The organism is Kushneria sp. AK178 (genome assembly GCF_053903105.1).
Map to the genome: position 1 here is coordinate 1,956,042 of NZ_CP096381.1, position 25,179 is coordinate 1,981,220.

Here is a 25,179-nt window from a genome sequence, read left to right on the forward strand (position 1 = left end):
ACCGACGTTCCGCTTTTCCCTGCCCGCTTTTAATGGCCTTCTCCTGCCCGGTAACAACACACCCTGGGCAGCCTTTTTGTTACACAATGTTAAAGAAACTTTGCCCCGGGCCGTTATTTCAGCCATCAGACAGTGCTTTCGATTCGTCATACGACGTCGTTTTTCGCGCTGAATCATCGCCTTCATGGAGGTTATGCCGGTACGCCTGACCATCACTTTTTATGGAATGTTGTCATGTTTCGAATCACGCGGCCTTTTCCAGCTTCCCTGATGGTTATCGCACTGATGGCGTTGTTCATGCTGCCCGGGCTGTCCCGGGCAGCATCGAGTGACGTTCAACAAGGCGACTGGCTGCTGCGCCTGAAGGTAGCCGGCCTGATTCCCACGCATGAAACAAGCCGCACTACCCCACTGGGCGGCCATCTGGACACACCATCGACGGTATTACCCACGCTGGATGTGAGCTGTTTCCTGACGGACCACTGGGCCATCGAAGTGAGCGGCGGCACCTTCTCAAGCGATTATCGACTGCGCGATAGCCTGCTGGGCGATCTGGAAGTCGGCACGATCAAAAGCGGTAGCGTCTCACTGGTGGCGCAGTATCACTTTCGCCCGGAGACCGCTCTCAGGCCCTGGCTGGGTCTTGGTCTCAACCATGCCTGGCCGATAAGTATCGACCCGGAAGAAGGTGTGCCCGATTTCAGGGCCGGCAGGCTGACCAGCCCGCTGCTTGATGCCGGCCTGGATTACCCGTTATGGGGGGCGTGGTTTGCCAGTGCCAGCATGCGCTATGTGATGCTGCCGACCCAGCGCTTTGAGGGGAATGGTTTCAACGCCAGATCACGCTTGAATATTTTGATCATGAGCGCCGGTCTGGGGCTTCATTTCTGACAATAGACGCCACTACTGGCGTCTTTATTTTTCCTGATTGTCTGGTGGTGGCGCATTACCCGTGCGGCCCAAACGACAGATTACCGGAAACCGGCATATTGGCAGGGGGATCATTCACCTTGATGCTCGATCTCGGCACACTTCATTTCTCGAGCGCGGTCAGCCGTGGAGCCTATTTTGCCGTGTTTCTGGTGCTGGCCCTGCGCCAGTGCGAGGCACGCTATCTGTGGCACTGGATCGGCGCGACGCTCGCCTCCCTGCTGGGCACGCTGGTGTTGTTCAATAATCCCATCGACGGGCAGCTTTCCGTCTGGGAAAGCGCGCAGCTCTTTACCTTTTACATGACAAGCCTGGTGCTGTCATGGAGCGGGCTACGGCGCTTTTACGGACACCATCTGCCCTGGCCCGCGATGCTGATACTGATCATGTTGCCGTCGCTGCTCTGCCTTCCTGCCCCCGGGTTCAATGTGTCCCCCCACGCCCAGACCCTGGTGTTTTTCATCTGCGCCGCGCTTGCGGCCGCACTGGTCGTGACCGAGATCATCAGGGCCAGGGGCGAGACACTCTGGTCACAGCTGCTCGTGGCGGTGGCCTTTGCAGGCTACTGTGCCAGCTTCCTGCTGGTCGTCGTGCTGCTGCTGTTTACCCCGACACAGGTGTCCACGAAAACGTCATACCTGTCGATGGTCTTTGACCAGGTCACCAGTATCCTGGTGTATGTCGGCTTTATCGCCATGAACGGCGAACGCGCCAATCTAAAGCTGAGACAGCAGGCCGACACCGACCCGCTGACCGGGCTTTTCAACCGGCGTGGCATCAAGCGCATGCTTCATGAAAAAGTCTTCTCGAAACACAATGCCGGGCCAATGAGCGTCATGATTGGCGATCTGGATCATTTCAAGCGTATCAACGATTCGCTGGGGCACGAGGGGGGCGATATGGTGTTGAAAACCTTTACCGAGTGTCTGAAAAGTACGCTGCGCCGCGATGATCTGGCGGTGCGTTGGGGCGGCGAGGAGTTTCTGGTGGTATTGCCGGATACCGATATCGAGGCCGCCGAAGCATTTGCCGAGCGCCTGAGAGCGCTGACCGAGACGCACTCCTTTCGGGTGGGCGGTGAGCCTCTTGGCGTTACCATCAGCATCGGCGTGGCCGAAGTGGACCCGCACGCGGACACCATCAACCAGGCGATCCAGCGGGCGGACAAGGCGCTCTATCGCGCCAAGCGCGAAGGGCGCAACCGGGTCTGTTACTGGCACGAACCTGCCGGGCACCATCGCTGACACCCGACAGGCTCTCCGGTCGCCATGCGCTCAGTAGCGGTTGCCTTCCATATCTTCATAACCAAAATCTGTCGTCATCGGTCGGTGATCAAACAGCTCCCCCCAGGCACGATCATGCGCCGGTGAACGGAAGTTTTTCATGCCGCCGGTCGGGGTAAAGGTAATTTCACCAAAGTAGATCGCATCACGCATCAGATAGAAATCGACGCGGGCAAAGCCAAATCCTTCCGACAGCTTGAGCGCCAGCGCCATGGCACGATCCAGCTGTGCCGGCTTCTCGATCGGACAACCGGTGTTGTAGCGCTCGTTAACCACATCCACGAGATTCCAGTCCTGATCGTAGTAATCGACGTGGAAATCGGTGAAGCGATCATGGGTCACCTCGATAAAGACCTTTGGCGCCTGACCTTCGGCCCGGAAACAGTAAAACTTGTAGTCCTTGGGGATCTTGTTGTTTTCGTCCAGCAGCAGCTTTTCACACATCAGGCGCGGCGTAATGCTGCGATAGTGCAGTTCCCGACTGTCACGGTAAAAGTTGCTGGCCAGCCAGTGATCGCTGACACCACGCATCAGCTCATAGCTGTAATCGGCCTTGTTACGCACCACCAGATTGTAGCCGGAGCCATGATTGGCCTTGAGGACAAAGCTGTTGGGAAGCTGGTCGTAATCCTCCCGGGTAAAGGGCTGGGAGATCGGATAGAGCGGCAGCAGGGTGTCACTGCCGATTTTCTGACGCACGTAATCGCGCACCAGCAGCTTGTCACTCAGCGGTGAAAAGATGGGCTCGGGACGCAGGCGCCGATAGCAGATCTTTTCGTTAAAGGTCCGGGGATTGACCAGATTGGGCCTGACGCCAAAGCGTTTCTGGTAACGATAGGCAATATACAGGCGATCCGGTATCCAGCGGCTGATGCTCCTTCGCATCATCCGCAGCAGGTTCTGACGTTTTCGAGGAAGAAGCTGCTTGTTATCTATCTTGTAACCCTGCATTTCCGCTTTGGCGTGCTGACTTGCGGTTGAAAACACGTGTAGTTCCGCCATTGCCTTCCCCTGCGAGGTCAATTGATATTTCATTAAGTAACTTTGACTACGCAAAAGGTAAAACGAGTAACCTGAAGAAAGTGTGCTGCAGCGAGCATTCCCCCTGGTTGTAACTTATCCCCTGGAGATGGCAGAGCTCACCAGAAAACAGTATGTCATGAATCGGAACCGAATCACGCGACCTTTTCAGGCAAGCACCAGGCAGCATGATAATCCCCTTTTTTTGGCTTTTTTTCGCTTTATCGGTGCAGAAGGGACCATTTTAAAGAAAATTAATGTCAGGAAACGATCTTGTTGTTGTGGTGTGGCGCATGTATCCCCTCCTGAATCGTCAGATTCGAATTCATGTTTTTTAGTGATTTATTGCATCAGCCGGTTTTTATATAAAGGCGTTTCAGCACAATTTTGTAAATCACATCGATCACCTTCAACAGCAACCCCGGCAAGGGATCTCCTCCATGACCATCGATCTACATCCCGTATCCCGCAGCGCTACCGGCGCACTCTCATTGAACCGCGCCCTGTCAGCCGCTTCTATGCCTGATGTCTCATCGCCCCTGCCCATGAGCCAAACGGCGATCACCGCGGGGCTGGCAAGCGCTGTAACGCAGCTGAACAGGGAGTTCGCCGTCATTGGTATCGAATTTGATATTCACGACGACAGTGGTCGGATCGTGACGCGCGTGATCGATCGCGACAGTGGCGACGTGATCCGTCAGATTCCCGGTGAAGAAGTGCTGCACATGGCGCGCCTGGCGGCACGCGAGCAGGGCCGGCTGTTGCAGACAACTGCTTGAGCCGCCGCCGGAAGCACAACATGTGATGGCAAGGTGAAAACCGCAAAAAGCGCTCTTTCGGGCGCTTTATCAACACTTGTCGAGTCCTGCAGGAACGCAGTCGACGTGACGCCAATGCTTACACCTGCATGCTCATGATCTCGCGGTAGGCGCTGAGAACACGGTTGCGTACCTGAATACCCATTTCCGTGGCCACACTGGCCTTTTGCATGTCGACCATGACGTCGTTGAGTGCCACGTTGCTGTCACCACGTGAAAACGCTGCGGCCTTGGTTTCGGCAGTCTGCTTCATGCCATCGATACGATCGATGGCGCCCTTGAGCTCCCCTGCAAAACTGACCCCGCCTGCCTGTTGCGCAGCGTTGTGCTGACCGCCTGCCTGCTGCGCCACACCCTGCATCTGCTGAACCAGGGCCTGAAGGCCCGCTGCTGCCACTGACATGTCGGTAACTCCTCGGAGAGAGAAAGTAACTAAAAGTAATTTTTGTCAACGAATGTGGCGCAGCTTAAAGACAAACCGTTCCTGTCGATTGTTCTAAATAGTGAAAAAAACCACGGCTATTCGATCCTTCAATCTGGTTACTTACCGTAATAATGACGCCACTCCCGGTATAGGGCGCCACCGTTTGCAGGCGCCCAGCGCATAAAGAGTCCGCCGATGCCCATCGAGCTCAACCCGCGTACCACCAATAACACTGAGGCGATGTGATGAGTGCTCAAGCAACAAAAGGCACCGATCAGAAGTTGTCCGGATTGATGGATCGCCTCAAGGCCAATCCGCGTCTGCCCCTCATTGTGGCCGGCGCTGCTGCCATCGCGATTCTGGTCGTGCTTTTCCTGTGGGCACGCTCCCCCGACTATCGCGTGCTGTTTTCCAACCTGAGCGACAGCGACGGCGGCGTCATCATCGCCCGGCTGGATCAGATGCAGGTGCCCTATCGCTTCTCCGAGGGCGGTCAGGCCATCCTCATCCCGGCCGAGCGTGTCGAGCAGACCCGCATGGCACTGGCCAGCGAAGGACTGCCCAAGGGCGGCGGTGTCGGCTTTGAGCTGATGGATGGTCAGTCCTTCGGCATCAGTCAGTTTGCCGAGCACGTCAACTACCAGCGTGCCCTGGAGGGCGAACTGGCACGCTCCATCGAATCCGTCGATGCCGTCCAGAGCGCGCGCGTCCACCTGGCCATGCCGCAGGAGTCCGTTTTTGTCCGGGACCGTCGTCAGCCGTCGGCCTCGGTCATTCTGACCCTTTATCGCAACCGGGCCGTCAGCGAAGGACAGGTCAGCGCCATCACCCATCTGGTGTCCGCCAGCGTGTCGAATCTACCGGTCAATCAGGTCACCGTGGTGGATCAGAGCGGCAACCTGCTGTCGCAGTCCGGTAGTGAAGGCAGCCGTAACCTGAACGATGCGCAGCTCAAGTACACGGGTCAGATCGAGGAAAACTATCGAAAGCGTATCGAAACCCTGCTGTCGACCATCGTGGGCCACGACAATGTCCGCGCGCAGGTCACGGCCAATATCGACTTTTCCGTGGGTGAACATACCCAGGAAACCTATGACCCCAATCAGGACCCCGCCCAGGCCAGCGTTCGCAGCATCCAGTCCAGCGAAAGCGAACAAAGCGGCAGTAACGGTGCTGGCGGAGTTCCCGGCGCGCTGAGCAACCAGCCGGCGCCTACCGTCCCCTCGCCGGTCGAAAACACTGACGATGACGATCAGGAAGAGGGTGAAGGTGAAGAAGAAGCCGATACGGTGGCGGCGCCTGCCCCACCGCGCTCTACCACACGCAGCAGCACGACCAATTACGAAGTCAATCGTCTTATCCGCCATGTGCAGGAAGAGACCGGCCGGGTAGAGCGTCTGTCGGTGGCTGTCGTGGTGAACTACCGCGAACGGACGGACGAAGACGGCCAGACCGAAATGGTCCCCCTCTCCGAAGAGGAGATGGATCGCATCCAGCGTCTGGCCCGGGAAGGCATGGGCTTTTCCGAGACGCGCGGTGATTCGCTGGAAGTGGTCAACGCCACCTTCAGTCAGCAGGCGACACCTCAGTCACCGGAACTGGCCTGGTATGAGAATCCCGAGCTCATTTCTCTGGCCAAAACGCTGGGTCGTTATCTGCTCATCGCCATCGTCGCCTTCATTCTCTGGCGCAAGCTGCTCAAGCCGCTGGTAGAGCGTCAAAAGAGCCTGCTGGTACCGGCAGGCAGCACGGCCGACGCCAGCAGCAGTACCAGCAACGGCGCCCTGCTGGCGACTGCCGGGGAGGACGAAGAAGATGAGACGACAGAAGAAGAAGACATTGCCGAGCAGATCGCGAAAAAGCAGAAGCGTCGCCAGCGCATCGAACATGAAACCCTGTTGAGCACGGTTCGCGAGCAGGCTCAGAAGGATCCCAGAATGGTCGCGATGATTATCAGAGGCTGGATCAATGGCAAGGACTGAAGTCAGTGAAGAAGGCATCGAGCGCAGTGCCATTCTCATGATGGCACTGGACGATGACTCGGCCGCCGAAATCTTCAAATACATGTCACAGCGTGAAGTACAAAAGGTGGGTCTGGCCATGGCCGGCCTGAGCCAGCTGACCACCGAGCGTCTGATGGAAGTGCTCCGGCAGTTCGAGGTCGAAGCCGAAGAGCTGGGCGGCCTCAACCTGCAATCCGACGATCATATCCGCTCGGTACTGGTCAAGGCGCTGGGCGAGGAGCGGGCGTCGAGTCTGCTCGAGGACATCTTCGAAACCAACAACGACTCCGGCATCGATGCGCTGAATCTGATGGAGCCCAGCGTGGTCTCCGAAATGATTCGCGACGAACACCCGCAGATCATTGCCACCATCATGGTCCATCTGGAGCGTCATCAGGCCTCTGAAGTGCTGTCGCTCTTTGATGAAGGACTGCGCAATGATGTGGTGCTGCGTATCGCCACCTTCAGTGGTGTCCAGCCGGCCGCCCTTCAGGAACTGACCGAAGTACTCAGTGGCCTGCTGGATGGCCAGAACCTCAAGCGCAGCAAGATGGGCGGCGTGAGAACGGCGGCCGAGATCCTCAATTTGATGAACAGCACTCAGGAAGAGAGCGTCATCGACAGCGTGCGCCACCACGACGACTCGCTGGCACAACAGATTCTTGATGAGATGTTTGTCTTCGACAACCTGGCCGATGTCGATGACCGCAGCATCAAGCGCATCCTGCAGGATGTCGACAGCAACTCTCTGGTCATTGCCCTCAAGGGGGCCCCGGAAGCGGTACGCGACCGCTTCCTCGCCAACATGTCCTCGCGTGCGGCAGAACTTCTGCGCGAAGACATGCAGATGCGCGGACCGATTCGACTGTCGCAGGTCGAAGCCGAGCAGAAAAACATCCTGCAGATGGTGCGCCGTCTGGCCGATGCCGGCGAAGTAACCCTGGTCGGAGGCGACGACGCCTATGTCTGATTCGAATGACCGGGCCGTGTGGCAGCGCTGGGAGATGGGCAATCTGGAGCGGCGTGAAACGCGCCAGCCCTCCCCCCGCGAGGCGGAAAAGCACAATATTCCCCAGCGTCGGGAAGATGACGACGCGCGTCGGGAAGCCTTCGAGAAGGCGCGGCGGGAAGGCTTCGAGCAGGGCCAGCGCGAAGGGCACGAGGCCGGCTATGCCGCAGGGCTTGAAGCCGGCCGGGAGCAGGCGCGTCACGACTATCAGCTCGAGCTGGAATCGCGCCTGCATGAGGCGCTCGCCCCGGTGGCCGATATGGTCAACGCCTTTGATACGGCGGCCGGCCGGCTCAGGGACGATATCGCCTACAGCCTGGTCGAGCTGGCGCTGGAGACCGGTCGCCAGCTGGCCGGGCGGTCACTGGAGCTCGCCCCCGAGCATATTCTCGACGATATCGAAGCGCTGATGATGGAACACCCGACCCTGGGCGGGTCACCACGGATCTGTGTGAACCCCGATGATCTGTCCATGGTCCAGAAGCAGCTCAGCACGTTACTGGGGGATGCCGGCTGGCAGCTCAAGAGCGACCCGTCGCTGTCACGCGGTGACTGCCGGCTGGAAACCGATCAACTCGAAATTGATGCCACGCGCGATGATCGATGGGAACGGCTGCGTCACGCCGTCGGTCATGGCAAGCATTGATGGCCCCCGGGACAGGAGTCAGCGCTCATGTCATTGAACAGTGATGCCATGCTCAGCCAGTGGAAACGCACGCTGGACACCGCGACCCGCCGTGTCCAGAAGCTTCCCGCCAATCGCGAGCGCGGCCGGCTGACCCGCGCCACCGGGCTGGTGCTGGAAGCGGTCGGGCTGCGTCTGCCGCTGGGCTGCAGCTGCATGGTCGAACTGGCCGATGGCCAGGGAGAGACCGAAGCCGAAGTGGTCGGCTTTACCGGTGACAAGCTCTTTTTGATGCCACTGGTCGAAACCTCCGGCCTGGTGCCAGGCGCGCGCGTGTGGCCGGCCAGCCCGCGTCCCGGCGCCAGCCAGTCCCAGAGCAAGCAACTGCCGGTAGGTGATGCCCTGCTCGGGCGCGTGGTGGATGCGCGTGGCCGTGTACTGGATGGTCGCGGCCCGCTGGCCGAGCCGGACAACGTCTCGCTCAATGCGCCAACGCTCAACCCACTGCAACGCGCGCCCATCGAGGAAGTCCTTGATGTTGGCGTGCGCGCCATCAACGCCCTGCTCACGGTCGGCCGTGGACAGCGACTGGGCCTGTTTGCCGGTTCCGGCGTGGGCAAGAGTGTGCTGCTGGGCATGATGGCCCGCTATACCCAGGCCGATGTCATCGTGGTGGGGCTGATCGGCGAGCGTGGCCGTGAGGTCAAGGATTTCATCGAAAACATTCTGGGCCCCGAAGGCCAACGCCGCGCCGTGGTCGTTGCTGCCCCGGCCGACATGTCCCCGCTGCTGCGTCTGCAGGGCGCGGCCTACGCCACCCGCCTGGCCGAGGATTTTCGCGACCGCGGCAAGAATGTGCTGCTGATCATGGACTCCCTGACCCGCTACGCCATGGCCCAGCGTGAAATTGCGCTGGCTATCGGCGAGCCGCCGGCGACCAAGGGCTACCCGCCCTCGGTCTTTGCCAAGCTGCCCGCGCTGGTTGAACGCGCCGGCAACGACGCACCGGGCAAGGGCTCGATCACCGGCTTTTATACCGTACTGACCGAAGGCGATGACCAGCAGGACCCGATTGCCGATGCGGCACGCGCCATTCTCGACGGCCATATCGTATTGTCCCGAAAGCTGGCCGAAGCCGGCCACTACCCGGCCATCGATATCGAAGCATCAATAAGCCGTGCAATGACCGCGCTTATCGACGAACCACATTTCGAGTGCATCAAATACTTTAAGCAGATGTTGTCACGCTATCAGCGCAACCGTGATCTGATCAGCGTGGGTGCCTACGCCGCAGGCAGTGATCCGATGCTGGATGAAGCCATCAGGCTCTACCCGGAGCTCGAAGCCTTTTTGCAGCAGCGCATGAGCGAACGGGCCGATGTCGAGCACTCGGTAGAAGGGCTCAAATCGCTTCTGCACGCCTAGCGACCGGCACAGCGGATACCAGGCGGCCATCCGGCTGAATGTCACCGATACCCGAGGGGACCATGTCCAATCATTCCTCACTTGAAATGTTGATCGAGCTGGCCGAAGGCGACCGCGACGCGGCGGCCAAATTGCTGGGACAGCTGCGCTCGGCGCATCAGCAGAGCCATACACAGCTCGAGATGTTGAGTGATTACCGCAACGACTATCTGCGTCGCTTCGAGCAGGCCATGCAGCGTGGCCTGACCATGGCCGCCATCCAGAACTATCAGCGTTTTTTGTCGTCGCTCGACCGCGCCATCGACCATCAACGCCAGCAGGTCGACCAGCACCAGGGGCGTATCGCGCGCGGCATGACAAACTGGCAGCAACAGCAAAAGCGCGTGAACTCCTACGACGTCCTGATCAACCGACGCCGCCAGGAAGCGGAGCATCGCATGAACAAGCTCGAACAGCGCCAGAGTGATGAATATGCCAGCCGGGCCGTCTCCGCACTGGGCGGGTTCTAACCACGTTTTTTCTGTCAGGAAACATGACGCATGCTGACGCCAGTCAATGTCCAGCCCACCACTCAGGGCTCTGCCAGCACCAGCACCAAAAGCAGCAGTGATGGTGACAACGGCTTCGGCGCCCTGTTAAGCGATACCAGAGCGCGCCGCCAGAACGACGCCGGCACTTCGGCAACCGCTACCGAGACACGCGCATCGGCGACGTCCCGGCAACAAACACATGCCAAAGACGCCGACTCCGAGGACAAGCGCTCGGCCCTGAAGGCAGGTGGTGAGGCCAGTCACGCCAATGAGCGTCTCCCCCTGCAGGCCGACAATGCACACCGGGCGCTCTCCGGTACGCAGGAACGCTTCCAGAACAGTCGCCTCGACGGCCGTGAATCGCGCGGGGAGACGTCGCTGCAGCAGGGCGATCGACCTCGTACGCCGCTGAGCGAGCAGACATCGACTGACGATACCCGCCGGGCCGGACTCGCTGCGCTGGCCGGTGGCCGCCAGCCGCTTGAAGCGCTGAGCACCGAGCGTGGCGGCAACAGGCTGGCGGGGATGGACCGGCAGATGGCTCGCCGTAGCGATGCCGAAACCGACGCACTCGGAGACAAGGGTAAACGCCTGGCCGACAGCGAGCCGACAGAGGACAAAAGCCCCCTTTACGCCCTGATGGATACCGGATTTTTGATGCAGGCATCGCCGGGACAGAAAGCGTCCACCGGTCGTGAAGGCGCCATGCCCGCTCGTGGCGCCATGCTCGAGCAGGGATTGCGCGGCCGTAACGCTGAAGCGTTTGAGACCGCATCAAGAACCCTGAAGGGTGGCGATAACCAGGACATTGGCAGAAGTGATCGGCTGTTCGGCGATCTACTGCAACAGCGTGAAGGACCCCTGTTCCGGGCAGGCGGAACCGGAGCTGCAGCCATGGCCGATGCCCGCACCGGTGCCTCTTCGACCAGCGATAGCCCGCTGAATGCCCTCTCGGCACTGACGGGGCAGACCACCGCCAGTCCGATGACACCCAACGCCGCCCAGGCCGTCACCACGGCGACCCTGCCCGCCATGGACAGCGATCAGTGGAGCTCGGCACTGGAGCGTCAGACCATCAGTCTCAGCATGAAGGGTGGCGGTGAAGCCCGGTTGAACATGAATCCGCTCGAACTGGGTCCGCTGTCCATTTCACTGAAGATGGGCGAACAGAGCGCGCAGCTGCATATTGCCTCGCATCATGCTCAGGTACGCGCCGCCGTTGAAGCCGCCCTGCCTCAGCTGCGGGATGCCTTCAGCGCCAGCGGTATCGAGCTGGGCCAGACCTCCGTCAGCGACCAGGGCAGCTTCCAGCAGGGCGGGTTTCAGCAGCAGCAGGAACGTACACCCGGTGCCCTCGCCGCCCATGATGCTTCAGGCACGATGCCCGGTATCAGCGCCGAAGCCGACAGCGATGTGATCTCGATTACCACGCCGATCGGGCGGGCACTCAATGGCGGTATCGATCTGTTTGCCTGATCGTCCCCGAGCGCTGAAAACGCGCTTCTCAAGGGCCGCGTCGATGGTCATCGGCGCGGCCCTTTTGTTTTCTAAAACGTGTCGTGCAAAGGGCTGCCCGTCGGTCAAAACGCCGAGATAACCCCATGAGACCGCGCTATTTGATCCATCGTTTGGTGCGCCAGCCCGTACCATGGCATCAACCCGAACACACCATGACACATGATGTTACGGACTCACGAATTAGTGTTCTCAACCCTGATGGATTGATCTGACGCCATGACGACATCTACCGCAACGCCACCGGCCAAGGCCGGCAATAAAAAACTTCTCTGGGTCATCGTCGCGCTGCTGGTCATTCTGGTCGGCATGGCGTGTGCCGCCGGCGCCTGGTTTTTCCTCAAGGATGACACCGCCGCGGCCGGGACGGCCCAGGAGAGCGTTCAGAGCGAGCCGGCCCCCGTCCCGGTATTTGTCGAGCTCAAGCCCTTTACCGTGAACCTCAATGATGGCACCGGCCGCATTCTCTACGTGGGCATTACCCTCAAGGCAGAAGGCGAAGAAGCCGCCAGCACGCTCAAGGCGCAGATGCCGGAAGTGCGCAATCGTATTCTGATGGTATTGACCGGCCAGCAGGGGGATCAGCTGACCACATCGGCCGGCAAGCAGGCCCTGGCCCGCTCTTTGATCGGCGCCTTCGAGCAGCCGTTCAATGGCGATACAAGCAGCGTCGCGGTAAGCGATGCCCTGTTCACCGACTTCATCGTTCAGTAGGTCCCCATGGCAGATGAAATGCTGTCCCAGGAAGAGATCGACGCGCTACTCAAAGGGGTGAGTGGCGAGGAAGAAGAGACGCGTTCCGGGGACGTCGGCACCAAGCGTATTCGCCCTTTCGATCCAGCCAACCAGCAGCGTGTGGTACGCGGCCGGCTGCAGTCGCTCGACATTATTCACGAGCGCTTTGGCCGTCGCTTTCGCATGGCGCTGTTCAACCTGATCAGACGGTCAGCAGATGTCACGGTAGGCCCGGTCAAGATTCAGAAGTACAGCGATTTCACACGCAATCTACCGGTACCGGCCAACATCAACATGATTGCCATCAAGCCCCTCAAGGGCAATGCGCTGATCGTGTTTCCACCCAACCTGGTGTTTCTGGTGGTGGACAGCCTTTTTGGCGGCGACGGGCGCTTTCTGACCAAATCCGAAGGTCGGGAGTTTACCCACACGGAGCAGCGCATCATTCAGCGTCTTCTGAACCTGACGCTGGAGAGCTATGCCGAGGGCTGGCAGGCCATCTACCCGGTGGAGCTTGAGTACCAGCGCTCGGAGATGCAGGTAAAATTCACCAACATCACCAACAGCGCCAATGAACTGGTGGTCAACACCACCTTTCATGTCGAGGTCGGGGCCTTTGGCAGCGATTTTCATATCTGCATGCCCTACTCGATGATCGAACCCATTCGCGAGACGCTGTCCGGCCCGCTGCAGCGCAACGACCCGGAAGAGGACCGCGAAAGGATGCAGCGTCTTGCCGGTGAGGTGAAATCCTCGAGCGTGGAGCTGGTCGCGGACTTCACAACGATCGAAACCACCCTGAGCAAAATCTCGAAGCTGTCGGTAGGTGATGTATTGCCCATCGATCTGCCTCAGGACATCAACGTGCGCGTTGACGGTGTCCCGGTCATGGCCTGCGACTACGGCAGCCTCAATGGCCAGAAGGGTCTGCGCGTTAAAAGATTGATCGACCATCGTCCCATCGATGCCCACAGGAATACGCATCATGACTGATCCCAAGAATCCGGATTCACCCAACGACAAGTTTGACGAGATGCCCGAGGACTGGGCCAGTGCCATGCAGGAGCAGGGCGCCGGCACCGATGAGGATGATATCGACTGGGGTGCGGCCTTTGCCGAAACCGGCGAGACGCCGGAACATGAGCTCGAGGACACCTCGACCGCAGCGCCGACAGCAGCGACCGCGGAGTCTGCCAGCGACCGGATCTTCCCGCCCCTGTCGGGCACCGATGCCAACGGCCAGTCACGCGAGCTGGATGTCATCATGGAGATTCCGGTCACGCTGTCGGTAGAGCTTGGCCGGACCCGCATGACCATCCGCGAACTGCTCGATCTGGCCAAGGGGTCGGTTGTGGAGCTCGACGGTCTGGCCGGCGAGCCCATGAATATCCTGATCAATGGCTACCTGATCGCTCAGGGTGAGGTTGTGGTGGTGGAGGACAAGTACGGCATCCGTATTACCGACATCATTACGCCTTCCGAGCGTATTCATAAGCTTAATCGTTGAAGGCGCGCCTCGCTCGTGCTAAGTCGTGTCTTTTGAATGAAACGACATGAGTCATCCCATGACCGACAGCCACACGCGCGAGGCCACTGCCTCCGCCCCCGCGGAACCCTACAGGCACTTTGTCGACGGCCCACTTGATGTCGGCGCGCTGGCAGGTGCTTACCGTATCGGCACGGCGCATGTCGCCATCGCGCCGGCGGCCTCTTCATCGACACCGTCACTCGCCCAGGACTCCGGCCTGGGCATGGCGGGTCTGGGCAAGACAGCGCTGGGGCTGGCCCTGGTGCTGCTATTGATCTGGGGGCTTGGGGCAATCATGAAGCGCCTGGGGCCGGGGCGGCGTCTTAACGGACAGTCGCTTCCAGTCGTGGCCAGTCAGAGCGTCGGCGCGCGCGAGCGCGTCGTGGTGATCGAAGTGGATGACACCTGGCTGGTACTGGGCGTTACGCCCAACAGCATCAACCGACTTCACGAGATGCCGGCGAAACCCCGGGAGTCATCGGGTAACGGCGACCCGGCCGATCGGGCCGCTTCTTCTCGCCTCTCCTTTTCCGACAGTTTCAAGCGTGCGCTGGCCCAGCGCTTTGATAGGCGTCCATGACTCATTTTGCCCCGCTTCGTCTGCCTCACTGGACCCGCCAATGCCTGCCAGGGCTTCTGGCATTGCTGGCAGTACTGATGTCACTGCCAGTCCACGCCTCGGCCGAGTTCCCGGCCATGACCAGTCAGCCCATGGACGGTGGGGGCCAGTCCTGGAGCCTCTCGATCGAGACGCTGGTACTTTTGAGCTCGATGGCCTTTTTGCCGGCAGCACTTTTGATGATGACAGGATTTACCCGCATCATCATCGTGCTGGGGCTTTTGCGCAGCGCTCTGGGAACCCAGTCCTCACCGCCCAACCAGGTGCTGATCGGTCTGGCGCTGTTTCTGACCTTTTTTGTCATGTCACCGGTGTTCGAGCAGATCTACGAAACGGCCTGGCAGCCGCTGTCGGAAGGCAATATCGGCATGCCGCAGGCCATCGAAATCGGCAGCCAGCCGCTGCGGGAATTCATGCTGCACCAGACGCGCGAAAGCGATATCGCCATGTTTGCCAATATTGCCAACATGCCGGCCATGGAGGGGCCGGAAGACGTCCCCATGCGTCTTTTGCTGCCCTCCTTTGTCACCAGCGAGCTGAAAACCGCCTTTCAGATCGGGTTTACGATCTTTATTCCCTTTTTGATTGTCGATCTGGTCGTGGCCAGTGTTCTGATGGCCCTGGGGATGATGATGGTGCCGCCGGCCATCGTGTCGCTGCCCTTCAAGCTGATGCTGTTTGTGCTGGTTGATGGCTGGGGGCTGTTGATGGGATCTCTGGCGCAGAGTTTCTACATGTAGCCATGACAATGGCGGCTGGATGTTCCCGGGGCGATGGCCTCGTCGTATCTCGACTTCAAGGAGTGGCTCCATGACACCGGAAATGGTAATGAGTCTGGCCTATCGCGGCATGATGCTGACTCTCATGATCGCAGCGCCGCTGCTACTGGTGGCCCTGACGGTCGGCCTGCTGGTCAGTCTTTTCCAGGCGGCCACCCAGATCAATGAAATGACGCTGTCCTTTATCCCCAAGATTCTGGCGGTCTTTACGACATTGATCATTGGCGGTTCCTGGATGCTGGGAACGCTGTCCGACTTCACCCGGGAGCTGTTCAATAATATCCCCGGCATGATCGGCTAGAGGGCCCCTGCCTTGCTGGAGATTACTTCCGCCCAGCTTGACGCCTGGCTGACGGCCTTTTTCTGGCCCTTTGTCAGGATTCTGGCGTTTATCGGCGTCGCTCCCATCTTTGGCGAAAATGCCGTGCCCCGCCCTGCCAAGGTGGGGCTTGCCTTCGCCCTGACCATCATCGTGGCCCCCGTACTGCCGCCCATGCCAGAGGTACCTCCCACCTCATGGACAGGTCTCATGATTGTGGTCCAGCAGTTCATTATCGGCGCCGCCCTGGGGCTGGTCATGCGTCTGGTGTTTGCCGCCGTTCAGGCCGCCGGCGACTATATCGCCCTGCAGATGGGCCTTTCCTTCGCCTCGTTTTATTCGCCCGAGGCGCAGGGCACGACCACGGTGCTGGCGCGCTTTCTCAACATGATCGCCATCCTCATGTTCATGGCCCTTAACGGCCATACCATCATGATCCGACTTCTGATCGAGACCTTTACCCGTTTACCCATCGGCCGGATGGGGCTTGAACCGGCCGGTTTCGAGGCGATCGCCCGCTGGGGCAGCTACATTTTCTCGGCCGGCTTCCTCATGGCACTGCCGGTGCTGACGGCCCTTTTGATCATCAATATCTCGATGGGCATTCTCAACCGTGCCTCACCGCAGTTTTCGGTCTTCTCGGTGGGCTTTCCCATCACCCTGACCACCGGCGTGACGCTGCTTACCTTCATGACACCGGAACTGGGGGTGGTCTTTCAGCGCATGTTTGAAAGCGCCCTCAACCAGATGGTCAGCGTCACTGAGCTGTTCTACTAAGCGGCGACAGTGACCGTGTTTCAAGCGCTGCGCGCCTGAACAAGGTCTCAAGGCTACCCGTCACGCCCATAAAAAACCCCATGCCGGTAACGACATGGGGTTTTATAGAACGCTGTAACCGCGGTCAGCGAATCAGGTTGAACAAAGACGTCTGCTGTGTCTGTGTAAACATCTTCTGAGAGGCCTCGAGCCCGATCTGTCCCAGCGTATAGCGGGAGATGGCTTCAGCGTAATCCAGATCTTCCAGATCAGAGATAGCTGTCTGGTTGCTGATACTACGGGTCATTCCGATGTCATCCAGTACATCCAGCTCGTTGAGCTTGCTGCCGATTGCGGAACGCACGGCCAGAACATTGTCGCTGCCGCTATCGATCTGGCGATTCATTCGGTCCAGCGTCGAGCTCAGCTCGTCCTGATTCTCCGCGGTCTGCGGAGTTCTGAGCGTCTCGATGGCCGTTTCGAATACCGTGAAGAGATCACTTTCGCCATCTCCTGCCCTGGTGTCAGGTACCCTGAAAACTTCCGAGCCGGCGGCATTCACGTTCATGCTCCGCGACGCATCAACCTGAATATCCAGAGGTCGATTGTCGCCGGCATAGGTCTCGATATTGCCATCGGCGCCTGTTTCAAAGGGCTTTACATCACCCTGTGACCCCGAAAACATGTACTGACCGCTGCTGTCTTTTGTGTTGGCGAGCCCCACCATCTGGTTATAGAGGCCTTCAAGTTCGGTGGCGACCGAGGCACGATCACTGTCGGTGTAGGTGCCATTACCGGCCTTGACGATCAGCCCCTTGGCGCTGGTCAGCAGGTCCGACACGCTGTTCAGGGTATTTTCCTGAAGGGAGAGCGTGTTGGTTGCCGTCACCCGGCTGTCCTTGTACTGCTCCTGAACGGCCTGATCCTGCTTGACGATCAGCGCCTGCGACGCAGCACGTGGATCATCGGAAGGCGAGCCAATACGCTTGCCGTTGGCCATCTGCTCACCCACCTTCGACAGATCGCTCTGGCGCCCCTGCATCGCATTCTGGCTGCGCTCGAACATCATTGAAGTACTAATACGCATCTAATGTTTCTCCCTTAGCGCATGATGCCGATCAGCGTATTGAACATTTCCGAAGAAGCCTTGATCATCTGCGCGCTGGCACTGTAAAGCTGCTGATACTTGAGCATGTTGGCCGCCTCTTCATCGATATTGACCCCCGACACCGACTGCTGCGCGCTCTTGAGCTCCTGGGAAATCTGGGTCTGGGCGTCATTGCTGCTCTTGAGCGTGGCCGTCTTGTTGCCCACATCACTGACCATCGACGAATAGGCCGTATTCAGGCTGGTGCTGCCGTTGATCAGCTTTTCATTCTGAATGTTGGCCATGGCCAGCGCATTGCTGTTGCCACGCACGCCCTCGTCACGGCTGCCACGCGCAGCGATGCCTTCCGGCGTCATGTCACTGCTGACCTTCAACTGGCCGGCTGCATTGTCCAGCGGCTTGATGACAAAGCTATCGCCACTGGCAAGCCCTTCCGGAAGGTTGATCTCGAGACCAGCCTCTGAAGCATCCACCGACTTCCCACTGTCCGTGCGCGTCAATGAGTAACCATCGTTGGTTACTGTCAGCTTGTAGTTGCTGGCCGCCACCTTCGACACATCGTCTGTAAACGATACCGACGGCACACCATCGCCACTGTTGGCACTACTGGCCACCACGGCAGGGGTGCCGGCCGTGAAAAAGGCCTTGCCGGCATCACCATCCAGATCAAAACCGCTGGTCTGCAGATCGTTGATACTACTGCCCAGCGTATGGGCCATCTGGTCGATACGCAGCTGGGTAGGCTCCAGCGACTGGCTGCGAAACTGCGAAAGCCCGCCCAGCGTGCCGCCGGTCATCCGGCTTTCATCCAGTTCGAACAGGTTGCCGTCACTGGCCCTGAGGGCCACCACCTGACGGGTCGGGTCATCTTCCGAGGCGGTCATTTCCAGCGACTGTACCTGCTTGCCGGCCACCAGTGGCTGTCCGCTCGATAGCGATACCGTGTACTGGCCGTCCTGATCGACCACCGAGATACCGGTCAGTTCGCTGAGCTTCGCAACCGCCAGATCCCGCTGATCCAGCATGTCGTTGGGCGGCGCCCCGGTCCGGGCCTGGGTCTGGCTGATCTGGGTATTGAGTGTGGCAATCTGTTTTGAATAGCTGTTGATCTCATCGACCACGCCTCCCATCTGCGCCACGGTGTTGTCCGACATGTTTTTCAGATAGCTGTCGGTGGCACGAAACTGCGCGGTCATGCTTTCGGCATTGCCCAGCAGGGCCTGACGTGCCGATGTATCGGCGGGACTGTTGGCCATGGTCTGCATGCCGGCGAAAAAATTCTGCATCTGCTTGTTGAGACCGGCATCGCCATCGCCCAACAGGTTATCGATCTGGGAGATCTGCTTGAGATGCGATTGGCTGGCACCCAGCTCGCTGTTGGCCTCATTGAGCTGCGTGCTGAGATACTGTTCATACTGGCGCTGTACGCCGGTTACGCTCACGCCGCTACCGGAAAACAGGCCGCCGGCGCTGGTTCCCTTCGACTCGGCAAGCCCGGCAATCTGGCGGTTGTAGCCTTCGGTATTCACGTTGGCCACGTTGTTGCTTGTCGTATTCAGGCCGATTTGAGCTGCTCGCAGCCCGCTCAGCGCTGACCCCATCAGTGAACCGGACATGGTATTTCCTCGCACGCGCCCTTAAGGGTGTTATCTGTCATGTACTATCGGCCTGTGGCCGAAAACTTTTAGCAAAACGCGCCATAACGTCGATAAATCAGAAAATTCTGCTGGCCTCGTTTTCAAGCGCATAGGCCATGGCGGCCCGTCGCTGTGCAACAGCCGACAAATCGTTTTCCTGCCGCCCCTGCGAGCGTGAGGCATACAGCGACCCGGGAGCACCGGCGTTGTCATTCGGCATCTGCGCCATGATGGCCACCAGCTTTTCGCCATAGCGCGGGTCGGTCGCATAGCCGCATTCCTGCAGGGCATGAGCGGCGGCCTCGGGCGTTTGCGCATCCAGTACCGGCTGGTAGCGCGGATTATCGGTCAGAAGCCGTGCATAGTCGGAAAATGCCGCTTCATAGGAGTCATAGACGCGGAAGGCGGCGCGCTCCTTGCGTGCCGTCCCCGCCTCGAATTCCGTGGTCATGACGCTGGCCCGCTCGCCCTGCCAGCCGCCGGTCGCCTTGATGTTGAAAAGGTTGTGGCTGGCCTGGCCATCACCGGTGCGAATTTCCTTCGCACCCCAGCCGGTTTCAAGCGCGGCCTGCGCCAGAATCAGCTGGTGCGGAATCCCGGTACGATCGCTGACCGCACGCGCCGCAGAGCCCATCTTCGACACGAATGAAGAGACATGCGGAGCAACATCCGCCATCACCTTCTGATGCTCGTCGCGTCCCTGAAGCCCCTTGTCCAGCGAGGCGTAACCCTCGATCAATGGCCCACGCTGTTGCTCGGCGGGCCTGGACGCCCTGCTCCCTGCCTCGATCTCGGCGTTGCGCTTCATCTGTTCATCGCTCAGCGGAACGGCCATTGCCGAGGCGATGTTGCGGGACTGCGAGCGAAGCGTTTCCAGCGAACTGTTGGGGGACGGGCTGTCCGGTTGAGCGCTGCCGCCTTTCGACAGCTGCTTGACCATCATGTCAGACAGTCCGATGCCCTGTTCGGAGAGATCCTGCGCCCACTGCTGATCCAGCATCTGGGTGTAGGTGTCCATGCTGTCGCTTCTGAGCAGATCGCTTTTGGGCATGGCATCGCGCATGCTTTTCAGCATCTTTTGCAGAAACAGCGCTTCGAACTGCTGCGAGGTTTCCTTGAGACTCTCCTGAGGATTGTCGCGTGCGCTGTACTTGAGTTTTGAAAGCCCCTGTACATCGAGCGCCAGACTTCCCCGACTGTCCATTGCCATCAGATGATCTCCAGATCCGCGTTGAGCGCCCCGGCCGATTTCAGCGCCTGCAGGATGGCCATCAGGTCGTTGGGCGTTGCGCCCAGACGATTGAGGGCATCCACCACCTGGCTCAGGTCGGCCTCGCCGCTGACGATATTCAGCGCACCCGACTCCTCCTGAACATTGATATCGGCATTGGGTACCACGGCAGTCTGCCCGCCCGACAGCGCATTCGGTTGGCTGATTATCGGGTTGGAATCGATGGTAATCGACAGATTGCCATGAGCGATCGCGGCGCGGCTGAGCGTCACGCGGGTGTTCATCGCCACCGACCCGGTACGCGCGTTCATGATGACCTTTGGCGAGACCACGCCGGGATCGACATCAATGTTTTGCACCCGAGCCAGAAAGGAGACCTTCGAGGCGCTGTCCATCGGCGCCGCCAGTGAAATCACCCGCGAATTCTGCGCCACCGCAACGCCATCCCCCATGGCATTGTTGATGGCGTTCATGGTGCGCAGGGCCGTGTTGAAATCGGCATCCTTGAGCTCAAGGTTGATGCGACCCTGCTCGGCCAGCCGGGCAGGTACGGTGCGCTCAATGATGGCGCCGGCCGGGATGCGGCCCGACGAGGTCTGGTTGACCTGAACACTGCTGCCGCCAGCCTCGGCACTGATGCCGGGGATAACCACGTTGCCCTGCGCCAACGCGTAGATCTGACCATCGGCCCCCTTGAGCGGCGTCATGAGCAGCGTACCGCCCCGGATACTGCGCGCATTGCCGACCGAGGAGACAGTGATGTCCAGCTTCTGGCCCGGACTCGAAAAGGGCGGCAGTTCGGCCGTGACCATGACGGCGGCCACGTTCTTGAGCTGCATGTTGGTGCCGGCCGGGACCGTAATGCCCAGCTCGGAGAGCATGTTGGTCACCGACTGCCCGGTGAAGGGCGCCTGCATGGTCTGATCGCCGGTATTATCCAGTCCCACCACCAGGCCATAGCCCACCAGCGGGTTGGAGCGCACGCCCTCGAAGGTGGCGATATCGCCCAGGCGTGCGGCCTGAGCCTGACAGACCATACCGATCAGGGCCCAGCACCCCAGCAGCAACATGGCATGGCGCCGGAAAACGGATTTCATCATCGACATCATCAAAGGCTCCTGCTCGATCAGAACGGTGAGATGTTGAGGAAAAAGCGCTGCAGCCAGCCCATGGTCTGCGCTTCGTTGATATAGCCGTCGCCGTAATATTCCAGCCGGGCGTCGGCCACCTGGGTAGAGGGCACGGTGTTGAGCCCGGTGATATTGCGCGGGTTGACGGTCCCGGAAAAACGGATGTACTCGGTGCCCTGGTTGATGCCGATACGCTTCTCGCCGGCCACCTGCAGGTTGCCGTTGGGCAGCACATTCATGACCGTGGTCGTAATGGTGCCGGTAAAGGTGTTGGACGCATTGGCCCCACCCTGCCCCTGGAAGGTATTGCCCCCGGAAAGGCTGGTCGTCTGATCGTCCAGCAGCCCGCCGATCACCCGGGGCGTGGCCTCGACGCCCAGCGTGGCCGAGCCGTTACGGCTGGCGTTGGCCGCGGAGCTTTTGGTCGCGCTGACGTTTTCGTTGATGACAATGGTCAGAATGTCACCCACGCCGCGGGGACGGCGGTCCTCGAACAGGGGACGCGTGTAATTGCTCTGATAGATCGAGCCGTTGGCGACCGGCATGGGCGGAAGCTGAGGCGGCGCCGTCGTCGGCCCCTCGACCACGTTTTGCCGCGGTATCTGGGCACAGGCCACCATCGTCATGGCCATGCAGACCACCAGAAACAGCTTCCACACAGACACATATCGCATCATTGACCCCCGGTTACCCCTGCACGCGTGCATCAATATCCCCTGTCAGAGCTGGGTCAGACGACCCAGCATCTGATCGACGGTCGACACGGCCTTGGAGTTGATTTCATAGGAGCGCTGCGTCTCGATCATGTTGACCATCTCCTCCACCACATTGACGTTGGAGGTCTCCACGAAGCCCTGATAAAGCGTACCGGCGCCATTGTTGCCGGGGATGCTGTCATTGCGTGGCCCCGAAGCGTCAGTCTCGCGATAGAGGTTGTCGCCGATGCTTTCCAGGCCGGTGGGATTGATAAAGGTGGTCAACTGCAGCTGGCCGACCGGCTGGCTGGCCGCATCGCCGGGAACGGTCACGGAGACCATGCCATCGTTGGCGATCGACACCGACAGCGCGTTGGGCGGAATCACGATGCCCGGATCAACCGGAAAGCCGTTGGCCGTGACCAGCTGCCCGTCCTGATTGACCTGGAAGGCGCCATCACGGGTGAAGGAGTTGGTGCCGTCGGGCATTTGTACGGCAAAGAACCCATCGCCACGAATCGCGACATCCTTGGTGTTGCCGGTCTGCTCCAGGTTGCCCTGGGTATGCAGTCGTTCGGTGGCCACGGCCCTGACACCGGTACCAATCTGGAGCCCGGAAGGCAGATTGGTCTGTACCGAGGACATGGACCCGGGCTGACGCAGGTTCTGATAGAGCAGATCCTCGAACACCGCGCGCGAGCGCTTGAAGCCGTTGGTCGAGACGTTGGCCAGGTTATTGGAAATGACGTCCATGTTGGTCTGCTGGGCATCAAGACCGGTCTTGGCAATCCAGAGGGCGTTGATCATCGTTTTCTCCATTCATCGGGCGTTGCCCGGTGACATCATGTGTCTGTTCAGTGTCGGGATGGCCCGGCGCCATCAATTCATCGAGAGCAGCGAGTTGGCGCGCTGGTCGTTTTCATCGGCGGTCGAAAGCACTTTCATGTTCATTTCAAAGCGACGGGCCGTATCGATCATGGCAACCATGGCTTCGGTCGGGTTGACGTTGCTGCCTTCAAGCGTGCCGCTGACGACCTGAACCTCTTCATCGCGTTGCAGGGCATTCATGGGGGCACCCTGCGCGTTCCAGGCCCCGAACAGACCGTCATCGCGACGGGCCATACGACCATCGGGATTGCTGGCCAGCATCAGCCGCCCGACCTCGGCCTGCACCTGGGTGCCGGGCTCGCGGGCAGAGATGGTGCCGTCACCGGCAATCGAGACTTCGGCATTGAGCGGCAGGATGATGGGGCCGTCCTCGCCCATGACCGGCCGACCCTGCGACATCAAAAGTCCCGTTGGATCGACCTGCAGTGCGCCGTTGCGGGTATAGGCCGTGTCACCGTTACCGGCCTGCACCGCCAGCCACCCGTCACCGTTGATGGCCACATCCAGCGAACGGCCCGTGGTGGTAAAGGAGCCCGGCGTAAAATCGGTCCCCGGGGTGGAGTCTGCCGTAATGGCGCGCGTGGCGTAGCCTGCACCGTTGACCGGTACTGCACGAGCGGCACTAAGCTCGGCGCGAAAACCGTTGGTCGAGACGTTGGCCATGTTGTTGGCAACGGCCGACTGCCGCTCCAGACTCTGTTTGGCGCCCGACATGGCGGTATAGATGATTCTGTCCATGACCCGCTCCGAAAAGCTTGAGGAAGTATCGCGGCCGGCGTTTGGGGTGTAACCGAAGGCCCGCCCTTTGTGACGCCTAGTAAACACGCAAAGACGTCTTCTCAAAGTCACAAGAAAGGCACGAGAAAGGTCGCATTTCGTCAGCTGCTATTGTGGCGACCAAAAAAGGACCGGCCCCGGGGCCGGTCCTTGTCACTGCGTGGAAGGGATTACCGCATGGTGACCATGGTCTGCAGGATCTGATCCTGTGTCTTGATGGTCTGCGCATTGGCCTGGTAGTTGCGCTGCGCCACGATCATGCTGACAAGCTCCGAGGCCTGATCGACGTTGGAGCTTTCAAGCGCGCCCGACAGCAGCGAACCCAGCTGCCCTGTACCGGCGCTGCCCAAAAGCTCCTGGCCGGAATCAGTGGATGCAAGCCAGGCGTTATTGCCATCCGGTCGGAGGCCCTGCTCGTTGGCAAAGCTGGCAAGCGCTACGCGGCCCAGCGCACGACTCTGGTTGTTGGAATAGTTGCCCCGCACATCGCCGTTATCGGCAATCGAAATCCCGGTCAGGCTACCCGCGGCATAGCCGTTCTGGCCGGCGGCCTTGACCACAAAATTGCCGCTGTTCTGGGTCACATTGCTGATGTCAATTTTGGCATCAATCGGAGACGCTCCGTTGCGAGGGTCGAATCCGATGTCAAGCGCGGCTTCACCTGCACCGTTGGGCCGGATCCTGCCGTTATTGTCAAAGGTGACAAAATTTCCGGTGACGTAACGACCCTCTGAATAACCGGCAATGCTCCAGCCGTTATCCGCCCCTTTCTGGAAATAGAGATTCAGCTGATGATCATTGCCCTGGGAATCATACATCGTCAGGGAGGTTTGCCAGTTGTAGGTTTTGGAGTCCGCGGGATCGATGAAGATCCGCTGGCCATCATTGCCTCTTATGGCCTCGGCTGAAGAATCCAGATTAAAGGTCATGCTGCCACCGGTGGTGGCGCTGGCGTCCAGATCACCCTGCGGTACCTGTAGCGCCACCGGTCGGGCGCCGGCCAGCACCGTCGGATTGGTAGACGCGGGATCGTCCACCGGGTAGCCGGTCAAACGGCTGCCGGTGTTGTTAACCAGAAAGCCGCTGGCATCCATCTGGAACTGGCCGTTGCGCGAATAGCTGGTTTGCCGGCCGTCGGTCAGACGGAAGAAGCCACCGCCGTCGATGGCCAGGTCCAGATTTCGGTCGGTAGTCTCCAGGGCCCCCTGGGAAAACCCTTGCGTCACCCCGGAGACCTGTACCCCCAGACCTGCCCTGGCACCGGCATAAAGGTCGGCAAACTCGGTACGGCTTTTCTTGTAACCGACGGTTTGTGAGTTGGCAATATTATGGCCGATGGTATCCAGCTGTCTGGATGCTGCATTAAGGCCACTGACACCCTGCGTAAACGCCATG

26 protein-coding genes are annotated in these 25,179 nt (G+C 59.7%); 16 read left to right on the plus strand and 10 right to left on the minus strand.

Translation table 11 applies throughout. The features are described 5' to 3' along the window. Nucleotides 1-234: 234 nt before the first annotated feature. Together M1D97_RS08810 and M1D97_RS08815 are read left to right on the plus strand one after the other, a co-directional pair. A complete protein-coding gene (locus M1D97_RS08810) occupies nt 235-891 on the plus strand; it encodes an OmpW/AlkL family protein (protein ID WP_456267372.1) in 657 nt (218 codons plus the stop codon). A gap of 122 nt (nt 892-1,013) precedes the next feature. Next, entirely contained in the window at nt 1,014-2,174 is a 1,161-nt protein-coding gene (locus tag M1D97_RS08815; RefSeq protein ID WP_456270200.1) for a GGDEF domain-containing protein, read from the plus strand. 30 nt (nt 2,175-2,204) lie between these two features. Here M1D97_RS08815 and M1D97_RS08820 read toward each other — a convergent pair whose 3' ends face one another. Next, the gene (locus M1D97_RS08820) at nt 2,205-3,101 is read right to left on the minus strand and encodes an ATP-grasp fold amidoligase family protein (RefSeq protein WP_456267373.1); all 897 of its coding nucleotides are present in this window, start codon (nt 3,099-3,101) and stop codon (nt 2,205-2,207) included. Between the two features lie 572 nt (nt 3,102-3,673). Between M1D97_RS08820 and M1D97_RS08825 the strand changes: the two genes are divergently transcribed. Further along, a complete protein-coding gene (locus M1D97_RS08825) occupies nt 3,674-4,012 on the plus strand; it encodes a flagellar protein FlaG (protein ID WP_456267374.1) in 339 nt (112 codons plus the stop codon). A 118-nt stretch (nt 4,013-4,130) separates the two neighbouring features. On the opposite strand, the gene fliE is transcribed toward M1D97_RS08825, so the two are convergent. After that, nucleotides 4,131-4,454, minus strand: a complete 324-nt coding sequence (fliE, locus tag M1D97_RS08830) for a flagellar hook-basal body complex protein FliE (protein ID WP_456267375.1) — start codon at nt 4,452-4,454, stop codon at nt 4,131-4,133. 266 nt (nt 4,455-4,720) lie between these two features. On the opposite strand from fliE, the gene fliF reads away from it, so the two are divergent. From fliF to fliR, 13 genes are all read left to right on the plus strand, one after another. After that, entirely contained in the window at nt 4,721-6,457 is a 1,737-nt protein-coding gene (gene fliF, locus M1D97_RS08835) for a flagellar basal-body MS-ring/collar protein FliF (protein WP_456267376.1), read from the plus strand. Next, a complete protein-coding gene (fliG, locus tag M1D97_RS08840) occupies nt 6,444-7,448 on the plus strand; it encodes a flagellar motor switch protein FliG (RefSeq protein WP_456267377.1) in 1,005 nt (334 codons plus the stop codon). Before fliF ends, fliG begins: the two co-directional genes overlap by 14 nt. After that, nucleotides 7,441-8,133, plus strand: a complete 693-nt coding sequence (locus tag M1D97_RS08845; RefSeq protein WP_456267378.1) for a flagellar assembly protein FliH — start codon at nt 7,441-7,443, stop codon at nt 8,131-8,133. Before fliG ends, M1D97_RS08845 begins: the two co-directional genes overlap by 8 nt. Before the next feature lie 27 nt (nt 8,134-8,160). Then, nucleotides 8,161-9,537: a flagellar protein export ATPase FliI gene (fliI, locus tag M1D97_RS08850; protein ID WP_456267379.1), complete on the plus strand. Its 1,377-nt coding sequence runs from the start codon at nt 8,161-8,163 to the stop codon at nt 9,535-9,537. A 62-nt stretch (nt 9,538-9,599) separates the two neighbouring features. Continuing rightward, entirely contained in the window at nt 9,600-10,046 is a 447-nt protein-coding gene (gene fliJ / locus M1D97_RS08855; protein WP_456267380.1) for a flagellar export protein FliJ, read from the plus strand. A 30-nt stretch (nt 10,047-10,076) separates the two neighbouring features. Next, nucleotides 10,077-11,543 carry a flagellar hook-length control protein FliK gene (locus tag M1D97_RS08860; RefSeq protein WP_456267381.1) on the plus strand — a complete coding sequence of 489 codons (1,467 nt, stop codon included), beginning with the start codon at nt 10,077-10,079 and terminating at the stop codon, nt 11,541-11,543. 258 nt (nt 11,544-11,801) lie between these two features. Beyond that, nucleotides 11,802-12,296: a flagellar basal body-associated protein FliL gene (gene fliL, locus M1D97_RS08865; protein WP_456267382.1), complete on the plus strand. Its 495-nt coding sequence runs from the start codon at nt 11,802-11,804 to the stop codon at nt 12,294-12,296. A 6-nt stretch (nt 12,297-12,302) separates the two neighbouring features. Further along, complete coding sequence (fliM, locus tag M1D97_RS08870; protein WP_456267383.1) at nt 12,303-13,310, plus strand: flagellar motor switch protein FliM; 1,008 nt, start codon at nt 12,303-12,305, stop codon at nt 13,308-13,310. Further along, complete coding sequence (gene fliN, locus M1D97_RS08875) at nt 13,303-13,824, plus strand: flagellar motor switch protein FliN (RefSeq protein ID WP_456267384.1); 522 nt, start codon at nt 13,303-13,305, stop codon at nt 13,822-13,824. Before fliM ends, fliN begins: the two co-directional genes overlap by 8 nt. Nucleotides 13,825-13,870: 46 nt before the next feature. Continuing rightward, nucleotides 13,871-14,425: a flagellar biosynthetic protein FliO gene (gene fliO, locus M1D97_RS08880; RefSeq protein WP_456267385.1), complete on the plus strand. Its 555-nt coding sequence runs from the start codon at nt 13,871-13,873 to the stop codon at nt 14,423-14,425. A 77-nt stretch (nt 14,426-14,502) separates the two neighbouring features. Further along, on the plus strand, nt 14,503-15,204 hold the full coding sequence (gene fliP, locus M1D97_RS08885; protein ID WP_456267386.1) for a flagellar type III secretion system pore protein FliP: 702 nt from the start codon (nt 14,503-14,505) through the stop codon (nt 15,202-15,204). A 70-nt stretch (nt 15,205-15,274) separates the two neighbouring features. Then, nucleotides 15,275-15,544: a flagellar biosynthesis protein FliQ gene (fliQ, locus tag M1D97_RS08890; RefSeq protein WP_456267387.1), complete on the plus strand. Its 270-nt coding sequence runs from the start codon at nt 15,275-15,277 to the stop codon at nt 15,542-15,544. 12 nt (nt 15,545-15,556) lie between these two features. Continuing rightward, a complete protein-coding gene (gene fliR / locus M1D97_RS08895) occupies nt 15,557-16,339 on the plus strand; it encodes a flagellar biosynthetic protein FliR (protein ID WP_456267388.1) in 783 nt (260 codons plus the stop codon). Between the two features lie 124 nt (nt 16,340-16,463). Here fliR and flgL read toward each other — a convergent pair whose 3' ends face one another. The 8 genes from flgL to flgE all read right to left on the minus strand — a co-directional run bounded on the left by flgL (nt 16,464) and on the right by flgE (nt 25,178). Next, nucleotides 16,464-17,405, minus strand: coding sequence for a flagellar hook-associated protein FlgL (flgL, locus tag M1D97_RS08900; protein ID WP_456267389.1), 942 nt, complete (start codon nt 17,403-17,405; stop codon nt 16,464-16,466). Nucleotides 17,406-17,419: 14 nt separating this feature from the next. Then, nucleotides 17,420-19,042, minus strand: coding sequence for a flagellar hook-associated protein FlgK (flgK, locus tag M1D97_RS08905; RefSeq protein ID WP_456267390.1), 1,623 nt, complete (start codon nt 19,040-19,042; stop codon nt 17,420-17,422). Between the two features lie 97 nt (nt 19,043-19,139). Continuing rightward, entirely contained in the window at nt 19,140-20,273 is a 1,134-nt protein-coding gene (gene flgJ, locus M1D97_RS08910; protein ID WP_456267391.1) for a flagellar assembly peptidoglycan hydrolase FlgJ, read from the minus strand. Continuing rightward, complete coding sequence (locus tag M1D97_RS08915; RefSeq protein WP_456267392.1) at nt 20,273-21,403, minus strand: flagellar basal body P-ring protein FlgI; 1,131 nt, start codon at nt 21,401-21,403, stop codon at nt 20,273-20,275. The genes flgJ and M1D97_RS08915 overlap by 1 nt, the downstream gene beginning before the upstream one ends. 17 nt (nt 21,404-21,420) lie before the next feature. Beyond that, nucleotides 21,421-22,098, minus strand: a complete 678-nt coding sequence (locus M1D97_RS08920; protein ID WP_456267393.1) for a flagellar basal body L-ring protein FlgH — start codon at nt 22,096-22,098, stop codon at nt 21,421-21,423. A gap of 45 nt (nt 22,099-22,143) precedes the next feature. After that, complete coding sequence (gene flgG / locus M1D97_RS08925) at nt 22,144-22,926, minus strand: flagellar basal-body rod protein FlgG (RefSeq protein WP_456267394.1); 783 nt, start codon at nt 22,924-22,926, stop codon at nt 22,144-22,146. Nucleotides 22,927-22,998: 72 nt separating this feature from the next. Then, nucleotides 22,999-23,745 (minus strand): flagellar basal-body rod protein FlgF, encoded by a 747-nt coding sequence (gene flgF, locus M1D97_RS08930; RefSeq protein ID WP_456267395.1) that lies wholly within the window; start codon nt 23,743-23,745, stop codon nt 22,999-23,001. A 209-nt stretch (nt 23,746-23,954) separates the two neighbouring features. After that, entirely contained in the window at nt 23,955-25,178 is a 1,224-nt protein-coding gene (flgE, locus tag M1D97_RS08935) for a flagellar hook protein FlgE (protein ID WP_456267396.1), read from the minus strand. Nucleotide 25,179: the final 1 nt, after the last annotated feature.